Genomic DNA, 24220 nt, shown 5'->3' on the forward strand with positions numbered 1-24220 from the left:
GGAACTCCATCCGGAGGCCTGGCCGGCCGCTCCGGCGTGTGCCCGAGGCGGCCGCCTCACGTCGTGGTCACGTCACATCGTCACGGGCACGCCCATCACCTCGCGGGCGTGCCGTCCCGGCACCATGCCCAGCCGCCAGGCCTGCCAGCCGGCGTCCAGGTCCACGCCCCGCTCCAGCAGCAGCCGGTACGCCTCGATGAAGTCGTCCAGCCTGCCGTCGCGGGTGTCGTGGCCGGCCCGCGAGAGCTGCGACAGCTCCTCCAGGGCCACCGCGGCACCCACCTCGTGACCGCCCGGCGCCGCGTAGGGGAGCAGCGTGCAGCGCAGGAAGCGGGCCCAGTCCTCCCCGCGCCGGTCGCCGTACGAGGCGAACAGACCGGTGGCCTCGTCGCACAGCGACAGCGCCTGCTGGGTACGGGCGTTGCCCGCGTCGACGACGGCGAGTTCCAGGCAGGTCCACGCCTCGCCGTGAGCCACCCCGATGCGCTGGAAGTCCGCGCGGGCGTCGACGAGGAGCTGGCGGGCGAAGCCCGAGTTCCGCAGGGAGCCCGTCTGCGCGGCGCGCTGGTCGCGGGTCACGCGGGCGGAGTGGTGACGGGCGCAGGCCAGCCCGTAGACGTCCCGCATGCGCGAGAACATCGTCCTCGACCGCTCCAGCTCCCGCACCGCCTGGTCCAGGTTGCCGGTCTCCTCCAGGGACTGGCCCAGGTAGTACACCGTCCAGGCCTCGCCGCGCGCGTCCTCGTTCTCGCGGTGCCGGGAGGCCGCCTGGCGCAGCCCGTCGACCGCGGCGGAGGGGTCGCCCTCGACGAGTCTCGCGCGGGCGAGCTGAGTGAGCGCCCAGGCCTCCCCACGGGCGTCGCGCGTACGGCCGTACAGATCGAGCGCCTCGCGCAGTTCACGCTCCGCGCGCGGTACGTCGCCCATCCGCAGCCCGAGCTGGCCGAGCTGGAAGTGGGCCCAGGCCTCGCCGTGGACCGAACCGCTCTCGCGGTGCAGGACCAGGGCCTCGGTGAGGAGGCCCAGTGCCTGGCCGAGCCGGGACCGGTCGCGCTCCACCGCCGCGAGCGCGTGCATCGTCCAGGCGCGGTCGGCCGCCAGCTCGGGTGAGGCCTGAAGGTCCATCGCCTCCTGGAGCTTGGCCGCCGCCTCGACGAGGCCGCCCTGGTGGTGCAGCGTGATGCCGAGGGAGCACAGCGCCCTCGCGGCCCCCGCGTCGTGATGGGCCTCGAAATAGAGATCCACCACCGCGGCCAGGGTCGTCCGCGCCTTGTCCAGCTCGCCGAGCTGGCGGGCCGCGATACCGGTGCGCCACTGCACCGAGCGGACCAGGAGCCCCTGGTCGACGGCCTGGGTCAGCTCGCTGATCTCGCCCAGCCGGTACAGGTCGCCGCGCAGCAGGCAGTAGTCGCACAGGGCGCCCAGCAGATGGAGCACCGCCGCCTGGTCCACCCCCTCCGCGTGCCGCAGGGCCGCCGTGATGAAGCTCGACTCGTCGTCCAGCCAGCGCAGCGCGGCGTCCAGGGAGGTGAAGCCCTGCGGCCCGAACCGGTCGGCGCGCGTCGACGTCCTGCCGTCCACCAGGCGGATCACCGAGTCGGCGAGTTCCGCGTAGTTCACGATCAGCCGCTCCTGCGCCGCCGTGCGCTCCGAGGCCTCCTCCTCGTCGAGGAGGCGGGCCGCCGCGAAGGTCCGCACGAGATCGTGCAGGCGGTAGCGGCTGCCGCGCACGTGGTCGATCAGACCCGCCCGGGACAGCGCGGTCAGATGACGGACGGCCTCGGGTTCGTCCGTGGCGAGCAGGGACGCCGCCGCCGCCGCGCCCAGCGAGGCCCGGCCGGCCAGGGCCAGCCGGCGCAGCAGCCGGCGCGCCGTGTCCGACTGGTCCGTGTAGCGCAGCCACAGCACCCGCTCCACGGGCTCCACCGGGCCGTAGGCCGCGAGGTCGCCGGCGAGGGCGCGCGGGGTGCGGGGGCCGAGCGAGGAGCCCGCCACCCGCAGCGCCAGCGGCAGACCGCCGCACAACTCCCGTATCCGGTCGGAGGATTCGGCGTCGTACGGGCCGGAGGCGTCCTGGGCCGCCGCGCTCAGCAGCTCCTCGGAGCCCGCCGCGTCCAGTGCCTCCACGGGGAGCTGGTGCACCCAGGCCGAGAGACCGGCGGACAGGTCGAGGGGTTTGCGCGCGGTCACCAGGACCAGGCTCTCGGAGCGCTCGGGGACCAGGGTGCGTACCTGCTCGGCGTCGCTCGCGTCGTCCAGCACGATCGTCACGGGCAGGCCGGTCAGATGCTGGTGGTACAGCTCGCTCAGCCGCTTGACCTGCTGGTCCTGCGAGGAGCGCTCGCGGAAGAGGAGCTGTTCGCGCGGGGCGCCCAGCCGGTTCAGCAGGTGGAGGAGCGCGTCGCGGGTGGTGAGCGGCGGATCGTCCGGGCTGTCGCTGCGCAGGTCGACCACGCACGCGCCGCGGAACTGGTCCTTGAGGGCGTGCGCCGCCCGGACCGCGAGGGTGCTGCGGCCGGAGCCGGGGGCGCCGTGCAGCACGACGACCGTCGGTCTCGTCTCCGTGCTCGCGCGGGCCGCGTGAACCCACTGCGCGATCCGCGACAGTTCCGCACGGCGCCCGGTGAACGGGCCTTCCTGTTCCGGGAGCTGACCGAACGACTGCTCCAGCACGCTGCGCCGGCGGGCGGCCGCGCTCTTGTCGGTGCGCCGCAGCTGGGGGGCGCCCTTCTTGGCGCCGGTGGTGGCGCTGAGCACCCGCTGCTGGTCGAGGAACGGCCGGATGCCCCGTACCTCCAGGGCCGTCAGCCACTGGAGGCGCAGCTGCTCGGGGCCGCCGGGCTGCCCCAGGGCTCCGGCGCGGCGGCTCGCGGCGGGTACGTGCGAGGCCGTCACCCTGAGGACGGTGGCGGTCGCGCCCGCCACGGCCACCGTCGCCCCGGTGCCGACGGCCGTGCCGGCGCCGGTGCCGAGGGCCAGGTCGCAGGCGACGGCGGCGAGCGCGCCGACCGCGGCCACCAGCAGGGGAGTTCCGGATCCCTCGCGGGCGAACCGCTGCCCGAAGGTCTGCCGTCCGGCCGCGGACTCGTCCAGCGCCCGTGTGTACGCCGTGTACTCCTCGGCGGCCGTCTCCGCCATCGCGTCGAGCGAGGCCCGGGCCCGGGACAGTAACGCGGTCCCGTCCGCACGCCCCCCTGAGCGGCGCACCTCCTCCTCGACGGCCCGGACCAACAGCCGCTCGGCCTCCACCCGATGGCCGTCCCGCATGTCACGTCCCCCTCCGGCAGCAACTCCCTGGCCTACGAGTGTCCTTCGGCCGGGACGCGAACGCGAGGGGGCGTCGATCATTCGCCGCGATCGCGTGTGCCCGGCTCCGGGGCCGGCCCCAGCGGCGGCACGGGATCCGGCTCCCGCGTCCCGTCCGCGGACACCGGGCGCCCGCGGACCGGTACGGCCGGCTTCGTGAAGATGTCCCCGGCGGGCCACGCCCGGCGTACCTGCGCTTCTCCGCCGTCCCGGACGCCGTGGGAGAGTGGCAGGGTGAACCGACTGGCCCATGAGACGTCCCCGTATCTGCTCCAGCACGCCGACAACCCCGTCGACTGGTGGCCGTGGTCGGCCGAGGCCTTCGACGAGGCCCGCAGAACCAACCGGCCCGTTCTGCTGAGCGTCGGGTACAGCAGCTGCCACTGGTGTCATGTCATGGCCCACGAGTCCTTCGAGGACGAGGCGACGGCCGCCTATCTGAACGAGCACTTCGTCAGCGTCAAGGTCGACCGCGAGGAACGGCCGGACGTCGACGCCGTCTACATGGAGGCGGTGCAGGCGGCGACCGGGCAGGGCGGCTGGCCGATGACCGTGTTCCTCACCCCGGACGCCGAGCCCTTCTACTTCGGCACCTACTTCCCGCCCGAGCCGCGCCACGGCATGGCCTCCTTCCGGCAGGTGCTGGAGGGTGTGTCGACCGCCTGGAGCGACCGGCGGGACGAGGTCGCCGAGGTCGCCGGGAAGATCACGCGGGATCTCGCCGAGCGGGAGATGTCCTTCGGGGACAGCCGGGTGCCGGGCGAGGAGGAGCTGGCCGGCGCGCTGCTCGGGCTCACCCGGGACTACGACGCGGCGCGCGGCGGATTCGGCGGTGCGCCCAAGTTCCCGCCGTCCATGGTGATCGAGTTCCTGCTGCGCCACCACGCGCGGACCGGTTCCGAGGGCGCGCTCCAGATGGCCGTGGACACCTGTGAACGGATGGCGCGCGGCGGTCTCTACGACCAGCTCGGCGGCGGATTCGCCCGCTATTCCGTCGACCGGGACTGGGTGATCCCCCACTTCGAAAAAATGCTCTACGACAACGCCCTCCTCTGCCGGGTCTACGCCCATCTCTGGCGTTCCACCGGGTCCGAGCTCGCGCGGCGGGTCGCGCTGGAGACGGCGGACTTCCTGGTGCGCGAACTCCGCACCGACGAGGGCGGGTTCGCCTCGGCGCTCGATGCCGACAGCGAGGACGGCACCGGCAGGCACGTCGAGGGCGCGTACTACGTGTGGACGCCGGCGCAGTTGCGTGAGGTGCTCGGGGACGCGGACGCCGAGTTCGCGGCGCGGTACTTCGGGGTCACCGAGGAGGGCACCTTCGAGGAAGGGGCCTCCGTGCTCCAACTGCCGCAGCAGGAAGGGGTCGTCGACGCCGAGAGGCTCGCCTCGGTACGGGATCGGCTGCTCGCGGCGCGGGCCGGGCGGCCCGCCCCGGGGCGCGACGACAAGGTGGTCGCCGCCTGGAACGGGCTCGCGGTGGCCGCCCTGGCGGAGACCGGCGCCTACTTCGGCCGCCCCGACCTGGTGGAGGCCGCGATCGGCGCCGCCGACCTCCTCGTACGGCTGCACATGGACGACCGGGCGCGCCTTGTCCGTACCAGCAAGGACGGCCGGGCCGGGGCCCACGCGGGGGTGCTGGAGGACTACGCGGACGTCGCCGAGGGTTTCCTCGCGCTGACGTCCGTGACCGGGGAAGGGGTCTGGCTGGAGTTCGCCGGGTTCCTGCTCGACCACGTCCTCGTGCAGTTCACGGACGCCGAGTCGGGTGCGCTGTACGACACGGCGGCCGACGCCGAGCGGCTGATCCGCCGCCCGCAGGACCCCACCGACAACGCGACGCCCTCGGGGTGGAGCGCGGCGGCCGGGGCGCTGCTGTCGTACAGCGCGCAGACCGGCGCGGAACCCCATCGCACCGCCGCCGAGCGGGCGCTCGGCGTGGTGAGGGCGCTGGGTCCCCGGGCGCCTCGTTTCATCGGGTGGGGGCTCGCGGTGGCCGAGGCGCTGCTCGACGGCCCCCGGGAGGTCGCGGTGGTGGGCGGGGCGGACGATCCGGCCACGACGGCCTTGCGGCGTGCGGCACTCATGGGCACCGCGCCGGGGGCCGTCGTGGCGGTGGGGGTGCCGGAGAGTGAGGAGCTGCCGCTGCTCGCGGGCCGCCCGCTGGTGGACGGGAAGCCGGCCGCGTACGTCTGCCGTAACTTCGTCTGCGACGTCCCGACGACCGATCCCGACCGGCTTCGCGCGGTCCTGAACGGCCGAAACGCGTAACCCCCAACCGGTCCAAACGCCCCCAGAGAGCGGTTTGTTCGGCAATTTGACCGAGCGTGATGAAACACGCTCTTCATCGGGGCAACCCGTGTCCTTCACAGATCACCCATAGCTTCTGCGTGGGGTCGTGACAGCCATGACGCGCTGTCACGACGGGGGTTCGGGGATCTGGGGGGATCTGTTGCTGACGTCTGTCTTCATCACTGCCGTTTCACTGGCGCTCTTCTGCATGGCGGCCTTCACCCTGTGGTGGCAGATGCACGCGTGGCGTACGCCCGAAGTGCTGGCTTCCACCCGGTTCAGCAGTCCGGACGGGGGCGAGAGCCTGTCCTTCTCGCTGCTGCTGCCCGCGCGGCACGAGCAGGCGGTGCTCGACCACACCATCCAGCGCCTGCTGGAATCCGGCCACACCGACTTCGAGATCGTCGTGATCGTGGGTCACGACGACCCGGAGACCGCGGAGGTGGCCCGGAGCGCGGAGGCGCGCGATCCGCGGGTGCGGGTCGTGGTCGACCACCACGAGACGAAGAACAAGCCGAAGGCCATGAACACGGCCCTGCCGCACTGCCGCGGCGATGTGGTCGGGGTCTTCGACGCCGAGGACCAGGTGCATCCGGAGCTGCTGGCCCACGTCGACCACGCGTTCCGCACGACGGGAGCGGACGTCGTCCAGGGCGGGGTGCAGCTCATCAACTTCCACTCCAGCTGGTACAGCCTGCGCAACTGCCTGGAGTACTTCTTCTGGTTCCGCTCGCGCCTTCATCTGCACGCGCAGAAGGGGTTCATACCGCTCGGCGGCAACACCGTCTTCGTACGGACGGAGGTCCTGCGGGAGGCCGGCGGATGGGACCCCGACTGCCTGGCGGAGGACTGCGACCTGGGCGTACGCCTGTCCAGCGTCGGCAAGAAGGTCGTCGTCGCGTACGACTCCGACATGGTGACCAAGGAGGAGACTCCCGGCTCGCTCGTGTCGCTGCTCAAACAGCGCACCCGGTGGAACCAGGGCTTCCTCCAGGTCTACCGCAAGCGCGACTGGAGACAGCTGCCCACCTTCGGGCAGCGGCTGCTCGCCCGCTACACGCTGATGACGCCGTACCTCCAGGCGGTCTCCGGGGTGATCATCCCGCTCAACGTGGCGGTCGCCCTCTTCCTCGACGTGCCCGTCGGGATCGCCTTCGTCACGTTCCTGCCGGCCGTGACCGCCCTGGTCACCTTCGTCTTCGAACTCGTCGGGCTGCACGACTTCGGCAAGCAGTACGGGCTTCGCGTGCGCTTCGTGCACTACCTGAAGCTCGTCGTCGGCGGCCCCTTCTACCAGGTGCTGCTGGCGGGTGCCGCCGTGCGCGCCGTCTGGCGTGAGCAACGCGGCCGCAACGACTGGGAGTTGACCAGTCACGTCGGCGCGCATCTCACCGACGCGATCCGAGAGGACGTTCCCGCGTGACCTCCACCCTTCCCGCGGCGACCACACCCACGGTCCCCGCGCAGCGGCCTCCCGCGCCCAAAACCGTCCCGGCGCTCATCGCGGCACCGAGATTTCGCAGCTCGCGCGCCGATCTGATCCTGTGCGCGGCGCTGCTCACGGCGATCCTCCTCGTGCAGGGCTGGAACATCTCCGCCTATCCGGCCCTCAGCGACGACGAGGGCACCTACCTCGCCCAGGCCTGGGCCGTCCAGCACGGCAAGGGCCTGGCCCACTACACGTACTGGTACGACCATCCGCCGCTCGGCTGGATCCAGATAGCCCTGCTGACCTGGATCCCCGCGCACATCAGCCCGTCCCTGATGACGGTGGGCTCGATGCGCTTCGCGATGCTCGTGGTCAGCGCGGTGAGCGCGGTCCTGCTGTACGTCCTGGCGCGCCGGCTGTCGCTGCCGCGGTGGGCGGCCGGGCTCGCGATGGTCCTCTTCGGGCTCTCCCCGCTCTCGGTCGTGCTCCAGCGGGAGATCTTCCTCGACAACATCGCGGTGACGTGGACGCTGCTCGCGTTCTGCCTGGCCGCCTCGCCGAGCCGTCATCTCTGGCACCACTTCGGCGCGGGCCTCGCGGCCGCCGCCGCCGTGCTGACCAAGGAGACGATGCTCGTCATCCTGCCCGCGCTGTTCGTCACGATGTGGCGGCACAGCCACCGCGACACCCGCAAGTTCGCGCTCACCGGCGCCGTCACCGCATGCGTGCTGATCGGCACCGCGTATCCGCTCTTCGCCCTGCTCAAAGGCGAGTTGTTCCCCGGCGGAGGACATGTCTCGCTCTGGGAGGGCATCACCTACCAGATGAGCCGCCCCGGCTCCGGATTCGTCCTGGAACGCGGCACCGGCTCGTACGGGGTCCTCCATTCCTGGCTGTACTACGACCGGATCCTGCCGCTCGGCGGACTCGCGGGCGCGCTGCTGCTCCTGGTCACCTTCCGCTGGTCGGTGACGGCCCGCGCCCTGGCCGGACCCGCGCTCACCGTGGCCGTCCTCGCCGTGGTGGCGCTGCGCCCGAGCGGCTACCTGCCCGCGATGTACGTGATCCAGGCGCTCCCCTTCCTCGCCCTCGTCCTCGCCGGAGGCACCGCGAGCGTGGCCCACGCCGTGCTGCGCAGACGGCGGACCGAGCAGGAGCGGACGTATGTGACCTGGGGGCGGCGCGGGCTGGCCGCGGCGCTGGCGGTGGCCGCGGGCGCCTATGTCGTGCCCCGCTGGTACGACGGTGACCGCACCGCCATGACGGCCGACGCCAACGCCCCCTACCGGGCGGCCTCCTCATGGCTGCGGACCGAGGTGAAGGACCCCGGGGACACCCGGGTCCTGGTCGACGACGCGCTCTGGCTCGACCTCGTGCACGACGGCTACCGGCCGGGCCTCGGCGTCATCTGGTTCTACAAGGCCGACCTCGACCCCGCGGTCACCAGGACGATGCCCCGGGGCTGGAAGGACCTCGACTACGTGGTCGCCTCCCCGACGGTACGGCGTGACGCGCCCGACCTGCCGAACGTGAAGGCCGCGATGGAGCACTCCACGCCTGTCGCCACGTTCGGCAGGGGCGAGGACCGCGTCGAGATCCGGCGGATCGACGACAGCGACACCACCACCACCACCGCCACCACCGTCCGTTCTTCCGGAGGCGATCGATGAGCGGCTTCGAGAGCACCGCACCGCAGGAACTGGCCGATCCGGCCGTACGCGCCGCCGGGGTCCCGGAGCCGGGCGCCGTCACCGTCGTCGTACCGACCTTCAACGAGTCGGCGAACATACGGCAGTTGCTGCGGCAGATCACCGAGTCGGTGCCGGCCCGGCTGCCCTGCGAGGTCGTCTTCGTGGACGACTCCACCGACGACACCCCCGAGGTGATCACCGAGGCGGCGCGGGACTGTCCGTTCCCGGTGACCGTGCTGCACCGAGAGACGCCCGAGGGCGGGCTCGGCGGCGCGGTCGTGGAGGGGCTGAAGGCGGCGACCTCCCAGTGGATCGTCGTCATGGACGGGGACTGCCAGCATCCGCCGTCCCTGATACCGGAGTTGATCGCCTCGGGGGAGCGGGCGAACGCGGGCCTCGTGGTCGCGAGCCGGTACATCAAGGGCGGCAGCCGGGAAGGGCTCGCGGGCGGCTACCGGATCGCGGTGTCGCGCGGCGCGACCTGGCTGACCAAGTCGCTCTTCCCACGCAGGCTGCGGGGCATCAGCGATCCGATGAGCGGGTTCTTCGCGATCCGGCGCAGCGCGGTGACCGCCGAGGTCCTGCGGCCGCTCGGCTACAAGATCCTGCTCGAACTCGCCGTACGCAGCCGCCCCCGCCAGGTCACCGAGGTGCCGTTCGTCTTCCAGGACCGCTTCGCGGGAGAGTCCAAGTCGAGCGCGCGGGAGGGCTTCCGGTTCCTGCGCCATCTCGTCGGGCTGCGCACCGCCTCGCCGGTGGCCCGCATGGTGGTCTTCGGGCTGATCGGCGCCACCGGCTTCGTGCCGAACCTGCTCGGTCTGTACGCCCTCACGGCCGCCGGACTGCACTACCTACCGGCGGAGGTCCTCGCCAACCAGCTCGGCGTGGCCTGGAACTTCCTGCTCATCGAGCATCTGCTGTTCCGGGAGCGACGCAGGCACCGCAACCGGTGGGACCGCGTGGGCCGGTTCGCGCTGCTCGCCAACGCCGACCTGCTGCTGCGCATCCCGCTGATCGCGCTCTTCGTCGACCGCTTCGGCATGGGCGCCCTGTCCGCCACGGCACTGGCCCTGGTGACGACCTTCGTCCTGCGCTTCGCCGGCACCGAAGCGCTGGTCTATCTGCCGCGCCGCAGCCGCGAGAGCGGGCGCGGGGGCCGTACCGCGAGGAGGACCGTGTGAGATTCCGGGTGAGACCACGACGCAGGACGTCACTCCTGGCCGTGACAGGTCTGGCCGCCGGACTGCTGCTCGTGTCACCGCAGCCCGCGTCCGCCGCCAACCTGGTCACGAACCCGGGCTTCGAGACCGACGGCACGGACGGCATGCCGTCCTGCTGGGAGAAGTCCGGCTGGGGCGACAACGACTTCAGCTTCGCGACCGTGACCGACGCCCATTCCGGCTCCAAGGCCATGAAGGTGACGCTGACCCGCCGGGTGGACGGTGACCGCAAGGCGCTGATCACCGAGTCCGCCGCGTGCGCGCCGGTGGTCACCGTGGGCAAGCAGTACGACCTCGGGCTCCACTACAAAACGACGACCCCCGACGCGGCGATCACGCTCTTCCGGCACGACACCACGGCGGGCTGGCAGTACTGGACCGACCTGAAGACCCTGGACATGGCGGCGGCCTGGACGCGGGCGACGGTGCGCACCCCGGCCGTCCCGGCGGGCACCGACCGTGTCACCTGGGGTGTCTCCGTGTACGGCACGGGCTCCGCGACCACCGACGACTACACGATGGAACAGGTCTCCGACCCCGTTCCGCCGGCCACCTGCACGGGCACGGCCGAGGAGTGCGCGAACGGGAGGTGGACGGTCCTGCCCACGCAGAACCCGGTCCGCTCCATGCACTCCGTCGTCCTCAGCAACGGCAAGGTGCTGCTGATCGCGGGCTCCGGGAACAGCGAGGAGAACTTCGCCGCGGGCACCTTCACGTCGGCGGTGTACAACCCGGCGACCGGCTCGTACAAGGTGATCCCCACCCCCAAGGACATGTTCTGCGCCGGGCACGTCCAGCTCGCCGACGGGCGGGTGCTGGTGATGAGCGGCAACAAGGCCTTCCCGGTCGTGGGCGGGCACGGGTACGAGGGGTACAAGGACTCGTACGTCTTCGACCCGGTCACCGAGACGTACAGCAGGACGAACGACCTCAACGACGGTCACTGGTATCCGTCGGCCACCGAGCTGGGCAACGGGGACATCATCTCGTTCGGCGGTCTGCGCGAGGACTCGTCGGGTTCGGTGACGGCCGAGCGCTGGTCGAACGCCCAGCAGCAGTGGCTGCCGCTGTGGCAGGTCAACCAGACGTGGTCGTTCTGGGGTCTGTACCCGTCGATGATCCTGATGCAGGACGGCCGGCTCTTCTACTCGGGCAGCCATGTCTTCGGCAACGGCACCCCGGGCACCGGCTCGGCGATCTACGACTACGACGCCAACACCACGACCGCGGTCCCCGGCCTGCGGAACAAGGACGAGCGCGACCAGTCCGCGAGCGTGCTGCTGCCTCCCGCGCAGGACCAGAAGGTCCTCACCCTCGGCGGCGGCAACATCGACTCGAACCCGGCCGCGAACCGGCTCACCGACATCATCGACCTCAAGGCCGCCAGCCCGGCGTACACGACGGGCCCGCCGATCCCGCAGGGCACGGTGGACCTCGGCAACGGCAAGGTCGCCCAGACCGGCGCCCAGGGCAAGATGTACGTCTCGGCGGTGCTGCTGCCCGACGGGAAGGTCCTGGAGACGGGCGGCGGACTGCACAACCGTGCCGACCCGGTCTTCGAGGCGTCGCTCTTCGACCCGGCGACCTCGGCCTTCGACCCGGTGGCCGCCGACCCGGAGGCGCGCGGCTACCACTCCTCCGCGTTCCTGCTGCCCGACGGCCGTGTGATGGCCACCGGTGACAACCCGGGCAACGGCACCTGGAACCACAACGTGTCCATCTACACCCCTCCGTACCTCCTCAAGGGCACCCGCCCGACGATCACCTCGGTGATCGACAACGAGTGGGTGTACGGGGACACGCAGCGCATCACCGTCGACCGGCCCGTCGTGAAGGCGGAGTTGATCCGGCCGGCCGCCGTGACCCACTCCTCCGACCCCAATCAGCGGTTCGTGGACCTGCCGCTGAGCGTGGACGGCAACAACGTCGACCTCAATGTGACGAGCAACCCCAACATGGCGCCGCCCGGCTGGTACATGCTCTTCGCGGTCGACGCCAACGGCGTTCCGTCGGTGGCCAAGTGGGTGCATCTCCAGGGGCCGTCCGCGCTCGCCGCGGACACCCCCTCGGCGCACGTCCACGCCTTCGCCGACTCACCCGAGGGCGCGGTCACCGAGCCGGGCGGGAAGCGGACCTCCCAGAAGGTGTCCACGACCGTCTCGGGCTGCGACCGCCACTACGGCACGGTCAACGTCTGTGTGCCGACGGTCTTCCCGGAGGGCGTGAAGAAGACGACGGTCTCCCGCTGCGCCTGGCTGAAGAAGAACGACTACGGGCGGCTGAGGATCAACGGCAAGGACGATCCGCTCGGACTCGACCCCAGCGGGGACGGGCTGGCCTGCGGGAAAAAGGATCTGATCAGGCGTTAGGCCGGGAGCGGGGCTGTGGGCCGGGGGTCAGCCCCCGGCCGGCGGCCCGTCAGGTCCCGAACTCCGCGAGGGCGCGCTCCACGACGGTCTCCAGCCGGTCGTGGTGCGCGCCCTTCCAGTAGGCGCGCCCGCACTCGGCGCACTGCGCGAAGACGTCGTACGACCGCTCGGTGCCGCTCTCCAGCTGGTCCGCGACCTGTTCCTTGGTGGCCTTCGCGAGCAGGCCGTTGCACGCGGTGCAGCGCGACCAGGGTTTCAGTTCGGGCGCGAACCGGCCCAGGACGTCACGGAGTTGGTCGTCTGGCCGGGTGCTGTAGACGAAGCCGCCGGCCCACAGTTCGCGGCGGTGCAGCAGTCCGCGGTCGCGGCTGAGCAGGACGCGCCGCTCGGCCGCCGAACGGGCGGCGAGCGCCGGGTCGCCGATGTCGGTGGACTCGTACGCCGTGTCGACGCCGAGCAGGCGCATCCGGCGGGCCAGGGTGCCGAGATGGACGTCCAGGAGGAAGCGCAGCGGCGCGCCGGGGACCCGCTGGGGGCGTTCGACGGCGCGGACCCGCACGGACTCGCCGGCCGCCGGGATGTGCGAGAAGGGCACCTCGCGCCCGTCCACGACCAGGGCGCCGACCTCGGTGAGCGGGACGCCCAGCGACTCGACGACATGGCCGAGGGTGGAGGAGCCGTCGGTGCCGACGGGGGTGACCCCGGAGCGGCGGGCGTGCGGGACGAACAGCCCCAGTTCGGGGGCGAATTCGATGTGGATCTCCGGTCCGTTCACGCGGTCAGGATGTCATGCGGGGTGTGCCCCGGTCCTCCGGGTTTCGCGGCGGCAGACCATGCTCCAGGACGTTCACGGTCCGCTCGACGAGATCGGCGAGGTCGTCCCCCTGGCCGGTCTCGGCCCAGTACAGAGAGGCCTCCATGAGTGCGCCGATCAGCGACATCGCGAAGACCCGGACCTCCAGGCCGTCCGGGTCCCGGCCGGTGCGCTCCCCGATGACCCGGCTCAGCAGCCGCCCGGTGACGGACATGCTCTCCATCATCCGCGAACGCACCGCGGGCACCTCGACCATGAGCCGCGTGCGGAGCCGGCTGATCTCGGGATCCTCGGAGGTGCCGATGCCGACGGCCTTCCTGAGCACATGACGCAGGGAGTCGAACCACGGCTCGTCCGCGGGGCGTTCCCGCAGTTCCTGTTCGAGGAGCGGGTCGTACTCGTCCGTGAGGACGATGTCCTCCTTGGTCGGGAAGTAGCGGAACACCGTGGACGGGGAGACCTCGGCCGCCTCCGCGATCTGCTCGATCGTCGTCGCGTCGTACCCCTGCCGCCCGATCAGCCGGTACGTCGCCTCGCGGATCGCGATGCGGGTCTTGATCTTCTTCCGCTCGCGGAGCCCCAGCCCCGGCTGGGGCTCCGCGGCGGGAGCGGAACTCTGAGTGGTGGCGGCCATGGTTCCTATTGTCCGGCATCCGCCGGGGCCGGGGCCATGGCGGTGTCCTCCTCGGGTGCCGGGCCGGCCTGCCGCGGGCTCGGCAGCAGCGCCGCCGCCAGCAGCGCGGTGACCAGCGCCGCGATCCCGCTGACCAGCAGGACCAGATCCATGCCGTGGAGGTACGCGGCGTTCGCGGAGGCGGCGAGGGCCGGGTCGCCGAGCCGGTCCGCGACCACATGGGCGCCGACCACCGAGCCGTCGGCGGCGTCCGCGGCGGCACGCGGCAGCGCGGACGTGTCGAGACGGTCGGCGTACGTGCTCGCGAGCAGGGAGCCGAGCAGGGCGATACCGATCGCGCTGCCCACCTGGCGCACCGTCATCAGCAGCCCGGAGCCGCTGCCGGCCCGGTCGCGGGGGAGTTCGCCGAGGGCGGCGGACATGGCGGGCACCACGGCGAAACCGAAGCCGAGCCCGGCGACGGACAGCCACAGTGCCGTGGCGCCGTACCCGTCGTCGACGGTCGTACGGCTGCCGAGGAACGCGGCGAAGGCGAGGACGGCGAGACCCGCGCTGATCACCGAGCGCGACCCGAAGCGGGCGACCAGTGGCTGCGCGCCCCGGGAGGCGACCAGCAGTCCGCCCATCATCGGCAGCATCCGGACCCCGGTCGCCAGCGCGTCGTGTCCGAGCACCGCCTGGAGGTACTGCGGCAGTACGAACATCAGGCCGGACAGGACGAACATGACGAGTGTCGCGGCGAGGGCGTTGAGCAGGAAGCCGCGCTGGGCGAGCAGGGAGAGATCGAGCATCGGCCGGGGGCTGCGGCGTTCGCGGACGACGAGCAGTCCGATCAGGACGACGGAGGCGGCGAAGCAGCCGAGGACGAACGGGTCGCCCCAGCCGCGGGCCGGGGCCTCGATGATGGCGTAGATCAGGACGCTGAGGCCGACCGCGGTGAGCGCGGTGGAGAGCGCGTCGACCTCGGGCGACGCCGGGTCCCTGGTCTCGGGGAGCAGGAAGGCGCAGGCGGTGATCCCGATGGCCGCCATCGGCACGTTGACCAGGAAGACCGAGCCCCACCAGAAGTGGTTCAGCAGCCAGCCGCCGATGATCGGGCCGAGCGGCAGGCCGAGCGCGGAGGCGGCGGAGACGGCTCCGACCGCCTTGGTGCGCTCGTCGGGTCCGAACAGCGAGGGCAGGACGGCGAGCGCGAGCGGCATCACCAGCGCGCCGCCGACACCCATCAGGGCGCGGGCGACGATCACCCAGGTGACGTCGTCGACGAGGGCGCCGGCCAGGGAGCCGACGAGGAAGACCGCGAGGCCCGTGATGAGCATCCGGCGCCGCCCGAAGCGGTCGCCGAGCAGGCCCGCCGGGAGCATCAGCGAGGCGAAGACGACGACGTACGCGTCCGCCATCCACTGCTGCTCCCCGGTGGACGCGCCGAGGTCCCGGGCCATCGTCGGCAGTGCCACGTTGAGGATCGTCATGTCGAAGCCGAGCACGAGCATGCTCGCGACCAGGGCCCCGAGGGCCCACCAGCGTCGGGGGTCGCGCCGAACGGCGTCGTCCTGTGTGAGAGTCACCATGAAATGAAAGTAACTCTCAAAAGCTATATGATGTCAATCGGGCACGGCTTTCAGACTGGTGGCGGGTGTCGTCGCGGCGGAGGCGTGATGGCCGCGCCGGCCGGAAAACGCGCAGTGGCCGCGGCTGGGGAGCCGCGGCCACTGAAGAAGGGGGGAGTCGGAGGATCAGCCGTGCTGGTAGGCCACCAGGGAGATGCCGACGTAGTGCACGATGAACGCCGCGAGGGTCAGGGAGTGGAAGACCTCGTGGAACCCGAACCAGCGCGGTGACGGGTTGGGCTTCTTGATGCCGTAGATCACCCCGCCGGCGCTGTAGAGCAGCCCGCCGACGATCACCAGGACGAGGACGGCGATGCCGCCCGTGCGCATGAAGTCGGGCAGGAAGAACACGGCCGCCCAGCCCATCGCGATGTAGCAGGGCGTGTAGAGCCAGCGCGGTGCGCCGACCCAGAACACCCGGAACACGATGCCCGCCGCCGCGGCGGCCCAGATGCTCCACAGGAGCCACTGCCCCTTGGCCTCCGGCAGCAGCAGCATGGTCAGCGGCGTGTAGGTGCCCGCGATGATCAGGAAGATGTTCGCGTGGTCGAGTCTGCGCAGGATGCCGTCCATGCGCGGACTCCAGTCGCCGCGGTGGTAGAGGGCGCTCACGCCGAACAGCAGGCACGCCGTCAGGGCGAAGATCCCGCAGGCGATACGTCCACGGGGTGAGTCCGCCAGGGCGGTGAGGACCAGTCCGGAGACGAGGGCGGCCGGAAACATGCCGAGGTGCAGCCAGCCGCGGAGCTTGGGCTTGATCTCTTCCGACAGGGAGTGCGCGACAGACGTCCGGCCGGCGGCCGGCGAGTCCGTGGGCGCGTCGGGGACGGACGCAGTCATGCGCCGAATCGTACCTACGGAACCGTAAGTTACGCGTCAGTCCCGCGCGAGCGAGCCGCGATAGTGGCCATGATCTCACGATGTCGACGGGATCCGCGGGGTACTCGCGGTGAACCCCGGGTGAGCGGGCGGAAACCTCCCCGGAAGTGGCGATGCTCACTCCGCTCAGGTGTGAGGCCCTCTGGACATATGCGCGGCCCGGTCGGATCATCAAATGAGTGCGGTCGGCACCGGATGAGCGCCAGGGGTTCCATCACCGTGAAGCATCCGGGTCGCAGCCCCCACGGGGCACCAAAACAAAACCCTTCATTTAGGAGCAATCGTGGCGCGCGACATCGCGGCTCCCGTCCCGACCAACCACAAGGAACTGATCTCGTGGGTCAACGAGATCGCCGAACTGACCGAGCCGGACAGTGTGGTCTGGTGTGACGGATCCGAGGCCGAGTACGAGCGACTGAGCGAGGAGCTCGTCCGCAAGGGCACCTTCAAGAAGCTCGACCCGATCAAGCGCCCCAACTCGTACTACGCCGCTTCCGACCCGACCGATGTCGCGCGGGTCGAGGACCGGACGTTCATCTGCTCCGAGAAGGAAGAGGACGCGGGTCCGACCAACCACTGGAAGGCCCCCGCCGAGATGCGGGAGATCTTCCAGGGCGAGGGCGGCCAGGGCGGCGTCTTCCGCGGCTCGATGCGCGGCCGCACGATGTACGTGGTCCCGTTCTGCATGGGCCCGCTCGGCTCGGACCTCTCCGCGATCGGCGTCGAGATCACCGACTCCGCCTACGTCGCCGTGTCCATGCGCACCATGACCCGTATGGGACAGCCCGTCCTCGACGAACTCGGCTCCGACGGTTTCTTCGTGCGTGCCGTGCACACGCTCGGAGCGCCGCTGGCCGAGGGCGAGGCGGACGTGCCGTGGCCCTGCAACTCCACGAAGTACATCTCCCACTTCCCCGAGACCCGCGAGATCTGGTCGTACGGCTCCGGCTACGGCGGCAACGCGCTCCTCGGCAAGAAGTGCTACGCCCTGCGCATAGCCTCCGTGATGGCGCGCGACGAGGGCTGGCTCGCCGAGCACATGCTGATCCTCAAGCTGACGCCGCCGCAGGGCGAGTCGAAGTACGTCGCCGCCGCGTTCCCGAGCGCCTGCGGCAAGACCAACCTCGCCATGCTGGAGCCCACGATCTCCGGCTGGACGGTCGAGACCATCGGTGACGACATCGCCTGGATGCGGTTCGGCGAGGACGGCCGCCTCTACGCGATCAACCCCGAGGCCGGCTTCTTCGGTGTCGCGCCCGGCACCGGTGAGCACACCAACGCCAACGCGATGAAGACGCTGTGGGGCAACTCCGTCTTCACCAACGTCGCGCTCACCGACGACAACGACATCTGGTGGGAGGGCATGACGGAGGAGACTCCGGCACACCTGACCGACTGGAAGGGCAACGACTGGACCCCGGAGTCCGCCACGCCCGCCGCGCACCCCAACGCCCGCTTCACCACGCCCGCCTCGCAGTGCCCGATCATCGCGCCCGAGTGGGAGGACCCCAAGGGCGTGCCGATCTCGGCGATCCTCTTCGGTGGCCGCCGCGCCACGGCCGTCCCGCTGGTGACGGAGTCCTTCGACTGGAACCACGGTGTCTTCCTCGGCGCGAACGTCGCCTCCGAGAAGACCGCCGCCGCCGAGGGCAAGGTCGGCGAGCTGCGTCGCGACCCCTTCGCCATGCTGCCGTTCTGCGGCTACAACATGGGTGACTACATGGGGCACTGGGTCGACGTCGCCAAGGACAAGGACCAGACGAAGCTCCCGAAGATCTACTACGTGAACTGGTTCCGCAAGAACGACGCCGGCAAGTTCGTGTGGCCCGGCTTCGGCGAGAACAGCCGCGTCCTGAAGTGGATCGTCGAGCGCCTCGACGGCAAGGCCGAGGGCGTCGAGACCCCGATCGGCGTCCTGCCGACCCGCCAGGCCCTCGACACCGACGGCCTCGAACTGGCCGACGACGACCTCGACTTCCTGCTCACGGTCGACAAGGAGGTCTGGCGCGAGGAGGCCGCCCTGGTCCCCGAGCACCTCAACACCTTCGGCGAGCACACGCCGACGGAGCTGTGGGACGAGTACCGCGCACTGGTGCAGCGCCTGGGCTGACGCCCCCAACCACTCCGCGGCCGACCCGAGTTGCCCTGACCTGCGACCGTTGCGGCGGTCGGCCGCGGTGACCGCACCCGCCGGGGTTCCGCGCGCATCCGCGCGGGACCCCGGCTTTTTCGTCCCCCGCGCCCCGCCCGTGCCGGAACGGCTGAAAAAGCGCGGATTTCGAGGGACACTCCTGACATCCTGCATTGAACCCCGAAATGAGGTGGGCGGGGTGCGTACGCCTGTCAGTGACCCCATGAAGATCGGTCCGTACCGCATCGTGGGCCGGCTCGGCTCCGGTGGCATGGGATGGGTGTATCTCGGCCGTTCGCCCGCCGGGCGCGAGGTCGCGGTCAAGGTGGTGCGGCCCGAACTGGCCGCGGAGCGCGAGTTCCGGGAGCGCTTCGCGCGCGAGGTGGCCGCGGCGCGCGTGGTCAGCGGCGCCTACACCGCGGCCGTGGTCGACGCCGACCCCGAGGCCGAACTGCCCTGGCTGGCCACGCTGTACGTGCCCGGTCCCTCGCTCGCCGAGGCGGTCCAGACCGACGGACCACTGCCCGAGCCGCAGGTACGACGGCTCGGCGCGGGCCTGGTCGAGGCGCTCCAGGCCATCCACGCCGCACGCGTGGTGCACCGGGACCTCAAACCGGCCAACGTGCTCCTCGCCTCGGACGGACCGCGCGTCATCGACTTCGGGATCTCCCGCGTGGACGGCGCCCCCGGCCTCACCCAGGTCGGCGTCGTCGTCGGCACCCCGCCCTACATGTCCCCCGAGCAGATCAGGGGCGCCAAGGTGGGCCCGGAGAGTGACGTCTTCTCCCTCGGCGGGGTCCTGGTGTACGCGCTCACCGGGCGGCCGCCGCACGGCAGCGGAGAGGCCGTGCGCCACCGCGTCGTCTTCGCCGAACCCGAACTCGACGGCGTCGTGGGGCCGCTGCGGGATCTGGTCGCGCGCTGTCTGGCCAAGAATCCCGGGGACCGGCCCCGACTGGACCTGCTCCTGGCCGGGTTGCTGGAGCGGGAGCCCCGGCAGGCGCAGTGGCCACCGCCCACGGTCGCCCTCAGCATCAAGGTGCGCACCCAGGACCTGATCAAGCGCCGCAAGGAGAGCGCCAGCGTGTCCGTACCCTCCTGTCTGCTGTCGCACGCCCAGGCGCTGCTCGACGCCGGACTGACCGACGCGATGGTCGCCGAGGCGGTGGTCCGTGGCGACGCCTGACTCCTTTTCCGGACGGAACCGGGAGATCCTCGAAATCGGAACGCACTGGCGACAGTTGGTGCAGACCTGGGTGGCGAGACGGAATTTCCACACGGTGACCGACACCGTTTCCGTCTCCATGCGATTCGACCTCGAGGAAACGGGCCGGATGGTCACCGTCCGATTCATGACGACGAAGAGACTGCTGGTCGCATTCGCCACCGACGGGCATTTCCTGCGCAAGGATCAACTGGCCCTCGCCGCCGCCGCGTCGAACGCGTGGAACACCGAACAACTCCATCCCATGCTGTCCGTGTGGGACGTTCGGGGGCCGCGCCCCTGTCTCGCAGGTGTGTGCGACCTTCCCCTGACCTGTCGAATGACGCAAACAGATTTCGATGCTTTGGCCAGTGATTGGGTGGAGCGGGCGAGACAGATGTTCACCCGATGCCATCAGGTGTTCGAGTTGTAGAAGTGATGCCCGCCGCGTTTCCCAAACCCTTCCGGACACCCTCCGGTTTCCGCCACTATGGGCGAGTGCCTTTCAGGGCCACGGGGGTGTTGTGTCAGGGCCACGGGGGGTCTTTTTCATGCGGCGTTCGCTTTCCCTCATCATGCTCTCCGGGCTTCTGACCGCGTTGGCTCCGGGGACGCCGGCCACCGCGGCCGAGCCGTGCGGCGGCACGTTCGAGCAGCGCCTCGACTGCTGGGCCCGCTCGGCCGACGAGGGCACGGTCCGCGTCACCGTCGACCGGAGCCTGCCGTTCGACGGCAGGGCCGCGAACCGCAAGGGCTTCGAGCAGGCGCTGGCGGACCGGAGCCGCAATCTCCTGGTCGAGGTGCCGTCGGGCGCCCACACCGGCGAGGGCGGATCGGCACTCCTCGTCCTGGCGGACCACGAGCGCAGGCTCGTCGCGGACGACGCCTTCGTCGACCCGCTGAAGCCCTCGACCGTGGAGGAACTGGCCGCCCGCGGTGCCTGCATCCCCGAGAAGAAGGGGGACCTGTGCGCCCGGCTCGGCAAGGGCCGACTGACCGGAGCGGACCTGGTCCGTTTCGGCCTGGCCACCGGACTCTCCCGCACGGACACCGTCAGCGGCTCCGGAGCCGGCTCGTCCGCGAACCCCGGCGGTGACGAGACCGCCACCGGGCAACAGGGACAGGGCCAGGAGCAGAGCCAGACGCAGGGGCAGGGGCAGGACACCGGGAAGGTCGGCAACACCGGCCGGGACCCCGGAACCCCCACCGACCAGGGCGACGACGCCGGCTGGGACACCGCCACCGCGGTGCTCACCGTCCTGTGCGCCGTGCTCGTCCTGCTGCTCGGCATCCTGCTCTTCCTGATCCGCCGCTCCGCCAGGTCCGTCGCCGTCGGCACCCTGTCCAGGCGCTCGCTCGCCGTGCCGGGCGTCGGTGCCGTACCGGCCGGGACGGCGCCCCGGCCCCGCACCCGTCCCCGCACGCCCGCGCCCGACGAGGCCACCACCCGTACCCGTGTGTCCGACGAGGCCGGTGCCCGTCCCCGTACACAGATGCCCGACGAGGCCACCACCCGCCTCCGGGCCACGCCGGCGCCCCGCGGCCACGGACGGCACGTCGGCAACGTACCGGGCCCCGCCCGGCCCGCCGTCGTCCGCACCGAACTGCACCCGCAGGGCTACGTCGAGGTGGAGCACGTGCTGTACCGGGCGGTGTGGGCCGAACCCGGCCGCCCGCCGCCCGCGCCCGGCGGACTCGTCGATGTCACCGAGGCGGGGGAGCGGGACTCCGACGTCCTCTACGCGTTCCCGCCCGCAGCCGGACGGCACGCCAAAGCCACCAGGCCCTGAGACCAGGAGAGATCCCCATGCACAGCGACTACCCGCCCACGCTGCCGGCGGAGTACGCCGACATCGAGTTCGAGAACAACGCGCAGCGGCTGCCGCTCGTCCTGTGCCTCGACATCTCCAGCTCCATGGCGGGCCAGCCCATCCAGACGCTCAACAACGCGCTCGCCGAGTGGACCCGGGAGCTGCACGACGACGTCAGCCTCAGCTACAGCGTCGAGGTCGCCGTGGTCACCTTCGGCGGCCCGGGTGTCACCGCCTGGCGCGGACCCCACCTGCTGCCCCCGCACGCGCCGGTGAGCCCCTTCGTGCCGGCGCACATGTTCCACCCGCCGCAGCTCGCCGCCGCCGGGGTCACCCTGATGACCGAGGCCCTCGAACTGTCGATGAACATCATCGCGGCCCGCAAGGCCGAGCTGCGGGCCTCCGGGCTCCAGTACTACCGGCCGCAGATCTGTCTCGTCACCGACGGACTGCCCACCGACGCCACGGGTCATCTCACCGACTCCTGGCACCGGTTGATCCCGGTCCTCGCCGACGAGCAGCAGGCTCGCCGCTTCCGGCTGTACGCGATCGGCGTCGGCGGCATCACGGACCGGGGCGAGCAGGTGCTCCGGTCCTTCGCGCCGAAGTTCAACGCCCGGCTCCAGGGATTCCCGTTCCGCGAGCTGCTCCAGATGATGTCCGCGAGCGCCAACGCCGAGCAGAAGGGCGCGGGTGACGAGGTGTTCGAGAAGATCTTCAGCCAGTTCAAGACGCAGCGCCCGGCCTGGGAATCCTGACCGATGACCCGATGGGAATCCTGACTGATGACCGCAGCCGACGAGAGGGACACGCCGTGGCGGATCCACGGAATGAGCGTCGAGGGATACCGGCACCGCCGTCAGGGGCAGCCCTGCCAGGACGCCTGCGCGCACACGGAGACGGCGTCCGTCGCGGTCCTCGCCGTCGCCGACGGCGCGGGCAGCCGGCCGCGTTCGGAGGAGGGCGCCCGGCTCGCGGTGGAGCTGGCCACCGAGCACTTCGCGCGCCGGGCCGCCAGCGCGGCGGACCGGCGTCCCGGCACGGCGGTGCGCGAGCTTCTGCGGGACGCCTTCCACGACGTCTCCAAGGTGTTCCTGGACCGCACGGGCGCCGACGCGGCGGACTTCGCGACCACGCTCACCGTGGTCGTGCTCGCGCGCGGCTGGCTCGGTCATCTGTCCGTGGGGGACGGCTTCGTCGTCCTGCGGGCCGGCACGGAGGACGGTGAGCGGCAGTTCCATCTGCTGCCGCAGCCGGCCGCGGCCAGCGAGTACAGCAACGAGACGGTCTTCCTCACCTCGCCGGACGCGGCCCGCTGGGTGCACACCGACTGCGTGTCCGACAACGGGATCGACGGGGTGCTGCTGTCCACCGACGGACTGGCGCAGGCCGCGCTCAACCGGTCCGCGGGCGGCGCGCTGTCCCCGAACACGTCCTTCGCCGAGGCCGTGTTCCGCTCGCTCGACGCCCCCGGTCCGGTGACCGCGAGCGCCCACGAGGGCCTCGGGACCCTGCTCCGCTCGGACCGGCTCACCGCCCTCAACGCCGACGACAAGACCCTGCTGCGGGCCGTGCTCAAGGCGCGGCCATGAGCGGCCGCACCGTGTTCCTGGACGGCAAGCCGGTCACCCTCACCGAGCTGCCCCTGAAGGGCGGCGGTCAGGCGGCCGTCTTCCCGGTCGTCGGCGACGACGGCATCGTCGTCAAGCTGTACCGCGAGACGCCAGGGCCCAAGGAGGAACAGCGGCTGAAGCGGATGCTGACCATGTCCCCGCTCGTGACCCGTCCCACCGACGCCTCCCAGCCGCCCGAACTGGCCTGGCCGACCGCCCTCGCCCGCGGCCCGCAGGGCGAGTTCCTCGGCTACGCCATGCGCCGCTTCGGCGAGCCCCAGCACGTCCAGCTCATCGGCCTGTTCACCCGCGCCCAGCGCCTCAAGCTGTTCGCCGACCGGGCCGACTGGCGCTTCCTGCTCGGCGTCGCCTGGAACCTCGCCTTCATGACCGCGCGCATGCACTACGACGATCTGGTCATCGGCGACTTCTCCAGCAGCAATGTCGTCGTCGACGCCAACGGCTTCGTCACCTTCCTCGACTGCGACTCCATCGCCTTCAGCGACCCGGTGACCGGGGAGCTGTTCCCGTGCCTGATGCACACCACCGACTACTCGTCCCCCGAGCGGCAGGCAGGCGGCCCCGCCACCCGCGCCACCGACGAATTCGCCCTCGCGGTCCTCGTCTACCAGCTCCTGACGGCAGGGAACCACCCCTTCGGCGGCGTCCCGCACGACAGCGCGTCCGAGTCGACCGTCAAGGACAACATCGCCGCCAGCATCTCCTACGTCGTGCGCCCCGAACGGGTCGTCATGCCGCGCGGCACCATCGACCCCTCCGTGCTCCCGCCCGAACTCCTCGCGCTGGCCCGCACCGCCTTCGGCCCGGGGGTGCACGACCCCGCCACGCGGCCCTCCGCGGAGGCGTGGCTGCGCGCCCTGGACAAGGAGCGCGCGCTGGTACGGGTCTGCCCGGCCCGCCCGCTGCACGCGTTCGGCTCGCATCTGACCTCGTGCCCCTGGTGCTCCCGGGCGGCGCTCACCGGGCACGACGTGTTCAACGTCCCGGTGGCGGTCCCGGGGCCCGGTGTGCCCCAGCCGCCGCCCGTGCCGACGCCGGGCGAGCCGTGGCCCACGGGGCTGAAGGTGGCACTGCTGATCCTGGCGATCGTGATCCTGGCGGTGATCGTGGCGAACGCCTGAGAGCCGCCTGAGCCGCCTGAGCCGCCGGAACCGTGTGGCCGCGGGTCGCCGCGGGCGGCCGAGATCACCGCGGGG

17 protein-coding genes are annotated in these 24220 nt (G+C 71.4%); 12 read left to right on the top strand and 5 right to left on the bottom strand.

Annotated elements, in window-relative coordinates; translation table 11 throughout:
- Positions 1-72: 72 nt before the first annotated feature.
- Positions 73-3267, bottom strand: a complete 3195-nt coding sequence (locus ACFYW9_RS00190; protein WP_389142629.1) for a tetratricopeptide repeat protein — start codon at positions 3265-3267, stop codon at positions 73-75.
- 273 nt (positions 3268-3540) lie between these two features.
- Between ACFYW9_RS00190 and ACFYW9_RS00195 the strand changes: the two genes are divergently transcribed.
- The 5 genes from ACFYW9_RS00195 to ACFYW9_RS00215 all read left to right on the top strand — a co-directional run bounded on the left by ACFYW9_RS00195 (position 3541) and on the right by ACFYW9_RS00215 (position 12307).
- Positions 3541-5577, top strand: a complete 2037-nt coding sequence (locus ACFYW9_RS00195; protein WP_389142632.1) for a thioredoxin domain-containing protein — start codon at positions 3541-3543, stop codon at positions 5575-5577.
- Positions 5578-5758: 181 nt separating this feature from the next.
- On the top strand, positions 5759-7021 hold the full coding sequence (locus ACFYW9_RS00200; protein ID WP_326785811.1) for a glycosyltransferase: 1263 nt from the start codon (positions 5759-5761) through the stop codon (positions 7019-7021).
- A complete protein-coding gene (locus ACFYW9_RS00205; protein WP_389142637.1) occupies positions 7018-8697 on the top strand; it encodes an ArnT family glycosyltransferase in 1680 nt (559 codons plus the stop codon). Before ACFYW9_RS00200 ends, ACFYW9_RS00205 begins: the two co-directional genes overlap by 4 nt.
- On the top strand, positions 8694-9899 hold the full coding sequence (locus tag ACFYW9_RS00210; protein WP_389142641.1) for a glycosyltransferase: 1206 nt from the start codon (positions 8694-8696) through the stop codon (positions 9897-9899). Before ACFYW9_RS00205 ends, ACFYW9_RS00210 begins: the two co-directional genes overlap by 4 nt.
- Positions 9900-10042: 143 nt before the next feature.
- On the top strand, positions 10043-12307 hold the full coding sequence (locus tag ACFYW9_RS00215) for a galactose oxidase-like domain-containing protein (RefSeq protein ID WP_389143537.1): 2265 nt from the start codon (positions 10043-10045) through the stop codon (positions 12305-12307).
- Positions 12308-12356: 49 nt separating this feature from the next.
- Here the strand turns inward: ACFYW9_RS00215 and ACFYW9_RS00220 are convergent, their stop codons facing one another.
- From ACFYW9_RS00220 to ACFYW9_RS00235, 4 genes are all read right to left on the bottom strand, one after another.
- Positions 12357-13082 carry a Mut7-C RNAse domain-containing protein gene (locus ACFYW9_RS00220; RefSeq protein ID WP_389142644.1) on the bottom strand — a complete coding sequence of 242 codons (726 nt, stop codon included), beginning with the start codon at positions 13080-13082 and terminating at the stop codon, positions 12357-12359.
- A gap of 4 nt (positions 13083-13086) precedes the next feature.
- On the bottom strand, positions 13087-13755 hold the full coding sequence (locus ACFYW9_RS00225; RefSeq protein ID WP_389142647.1) for a TetR/AcrR family transcriptional regulator: 669 nt from the start codon (positions 13753-13755) through the stop codon (positions 13087-13089).
- A 5-nt stretch (positions 13756-13760) separates the two neighbouring features.
- The gene (locus ACFYW9_RS00230) at positions 13761-15326 is read right to left on the bottom strand and encodes an MFS transporter (RefSeq protein ID WP_389142650.1); all 1566 of its coding nucleotides are present in this window, start codon (positions 15324-15326) and stop codon (positions 13761-13763) included.
- A gap of 165 nt (positions 15327-15491) precedes the next feature.
- Complete coding sequence (locus ACFYW9_RS00235) at positions 15492-16205, bottom strand: hemolysin III family protein (protein ID WP_389142653.1); 714 nt, start codon at positions 16203-16205, stop codon at positions 15492-15494.
- A 322-nt stretch (positions 16206-16527) separates the two neighbouring features.
- On the opposite strand from ACFYW9_RS00235, the gene ACFYW9_RS00240 reads away from it, so the two are divergent.
- The 7 genes from ACFYW9_RS00240 to ACFYW9_RS00270 all read left to right on the top strand — a co-directional run bounded on the left by ACFYW9_RS00240 (position 16528) and on the right by ACFYW9_RS00270 (position 24145).
- Positions 16528-18354 (top strand): phosphoenolpyruvate carboxykinase (GTP), encoded by a 1827-nt coding sequence (locus tag ACFYW9_RS00240; RefSeq protein ID WP_389142656.1) that lies wholly within the window; start codon positions 16528-16530, stop codon positions 18352-18354.
- Positions 18355-18598: 244 nt separating this feature from the next.
- Entirely contained in the window at positions 18599-19561 is a 963-nt protein-coding gene (locus tag ACFYW9_RS00245) for a serine/threonine-protein kinase (RefSeq protein ID WP_389142659.1), read from the top strand.
- The gene (locus tag ACFYW9_RS00250; protein ID WP_355772095.1) at positions 19548-20012 is read left to right on the top strand and encodes a hypothetical protein; all 465 of its coding nucleotides are present in this window, start codon (positions 19548-19550) and stop codon (positions 20010-20012) included. The genes ACFYW9_RS00245 and ACFYW9_RS00250 overlap by 14 nt, the downstream gene beginning before the upstream one ends.
- A gap of 118 nt (positions 20013-20130) precedes the next feature.
- Positions 20131-21369, top strand: coding sequence for a hypothetical protein (locus ACFYW9_RS00255; RefSeq protein WP_389142662.1), 1239 nt, complete (start codon positions 20131-20133; stop codon positions 21367-21369).
- A 17-nt stretch (positions 21370-21386) separates the two neighbouring features.
- Positions 21387-22148 (top strand): hypothetical protein, encoded by a 762-nt coding sequence (locus tag ACFYW9_RS00260; RefSeq protein WP_351858883.1) that lies wholly within the window; start codon positions 21387-21389, stop codon positions 22146-22148.
- Positions 22149-22175: 27 nt separating this feature from the next.
- Complete coding sequence (locus ACFYW9_RS00265) at positions 22176-22982, top strand: PP2C family serine/threonine-protein phosphatase (protein ID WP_389142666.1); 807 nt, start codon at positions 22176-22178, stop codon at positions 22980-22982.
- Entirely contained in the window at positions 22979-24145 is a 1167-nt protein-coding gene (locus ACFYW9_RS00270; RefSeq protein WP_389142669.1) for a hypothetical protein, read from the top strand. The genes ACFYW9_RS00265 and ACFYW9_RS00270 overlap by 4 nt, the downstream gene beginning before the upstream one ends.
- Positions 24146-24220: the final 75 nt, after the last annotated feature.

This window comes from Streptomyces sp. NPDC002698 (assembly GCF_042888945.1).
GTDB lineage: Bacteria > Actinomycetota > Actinomycetes > Streptomycetales > Streptomycetaceae > Streptomyces.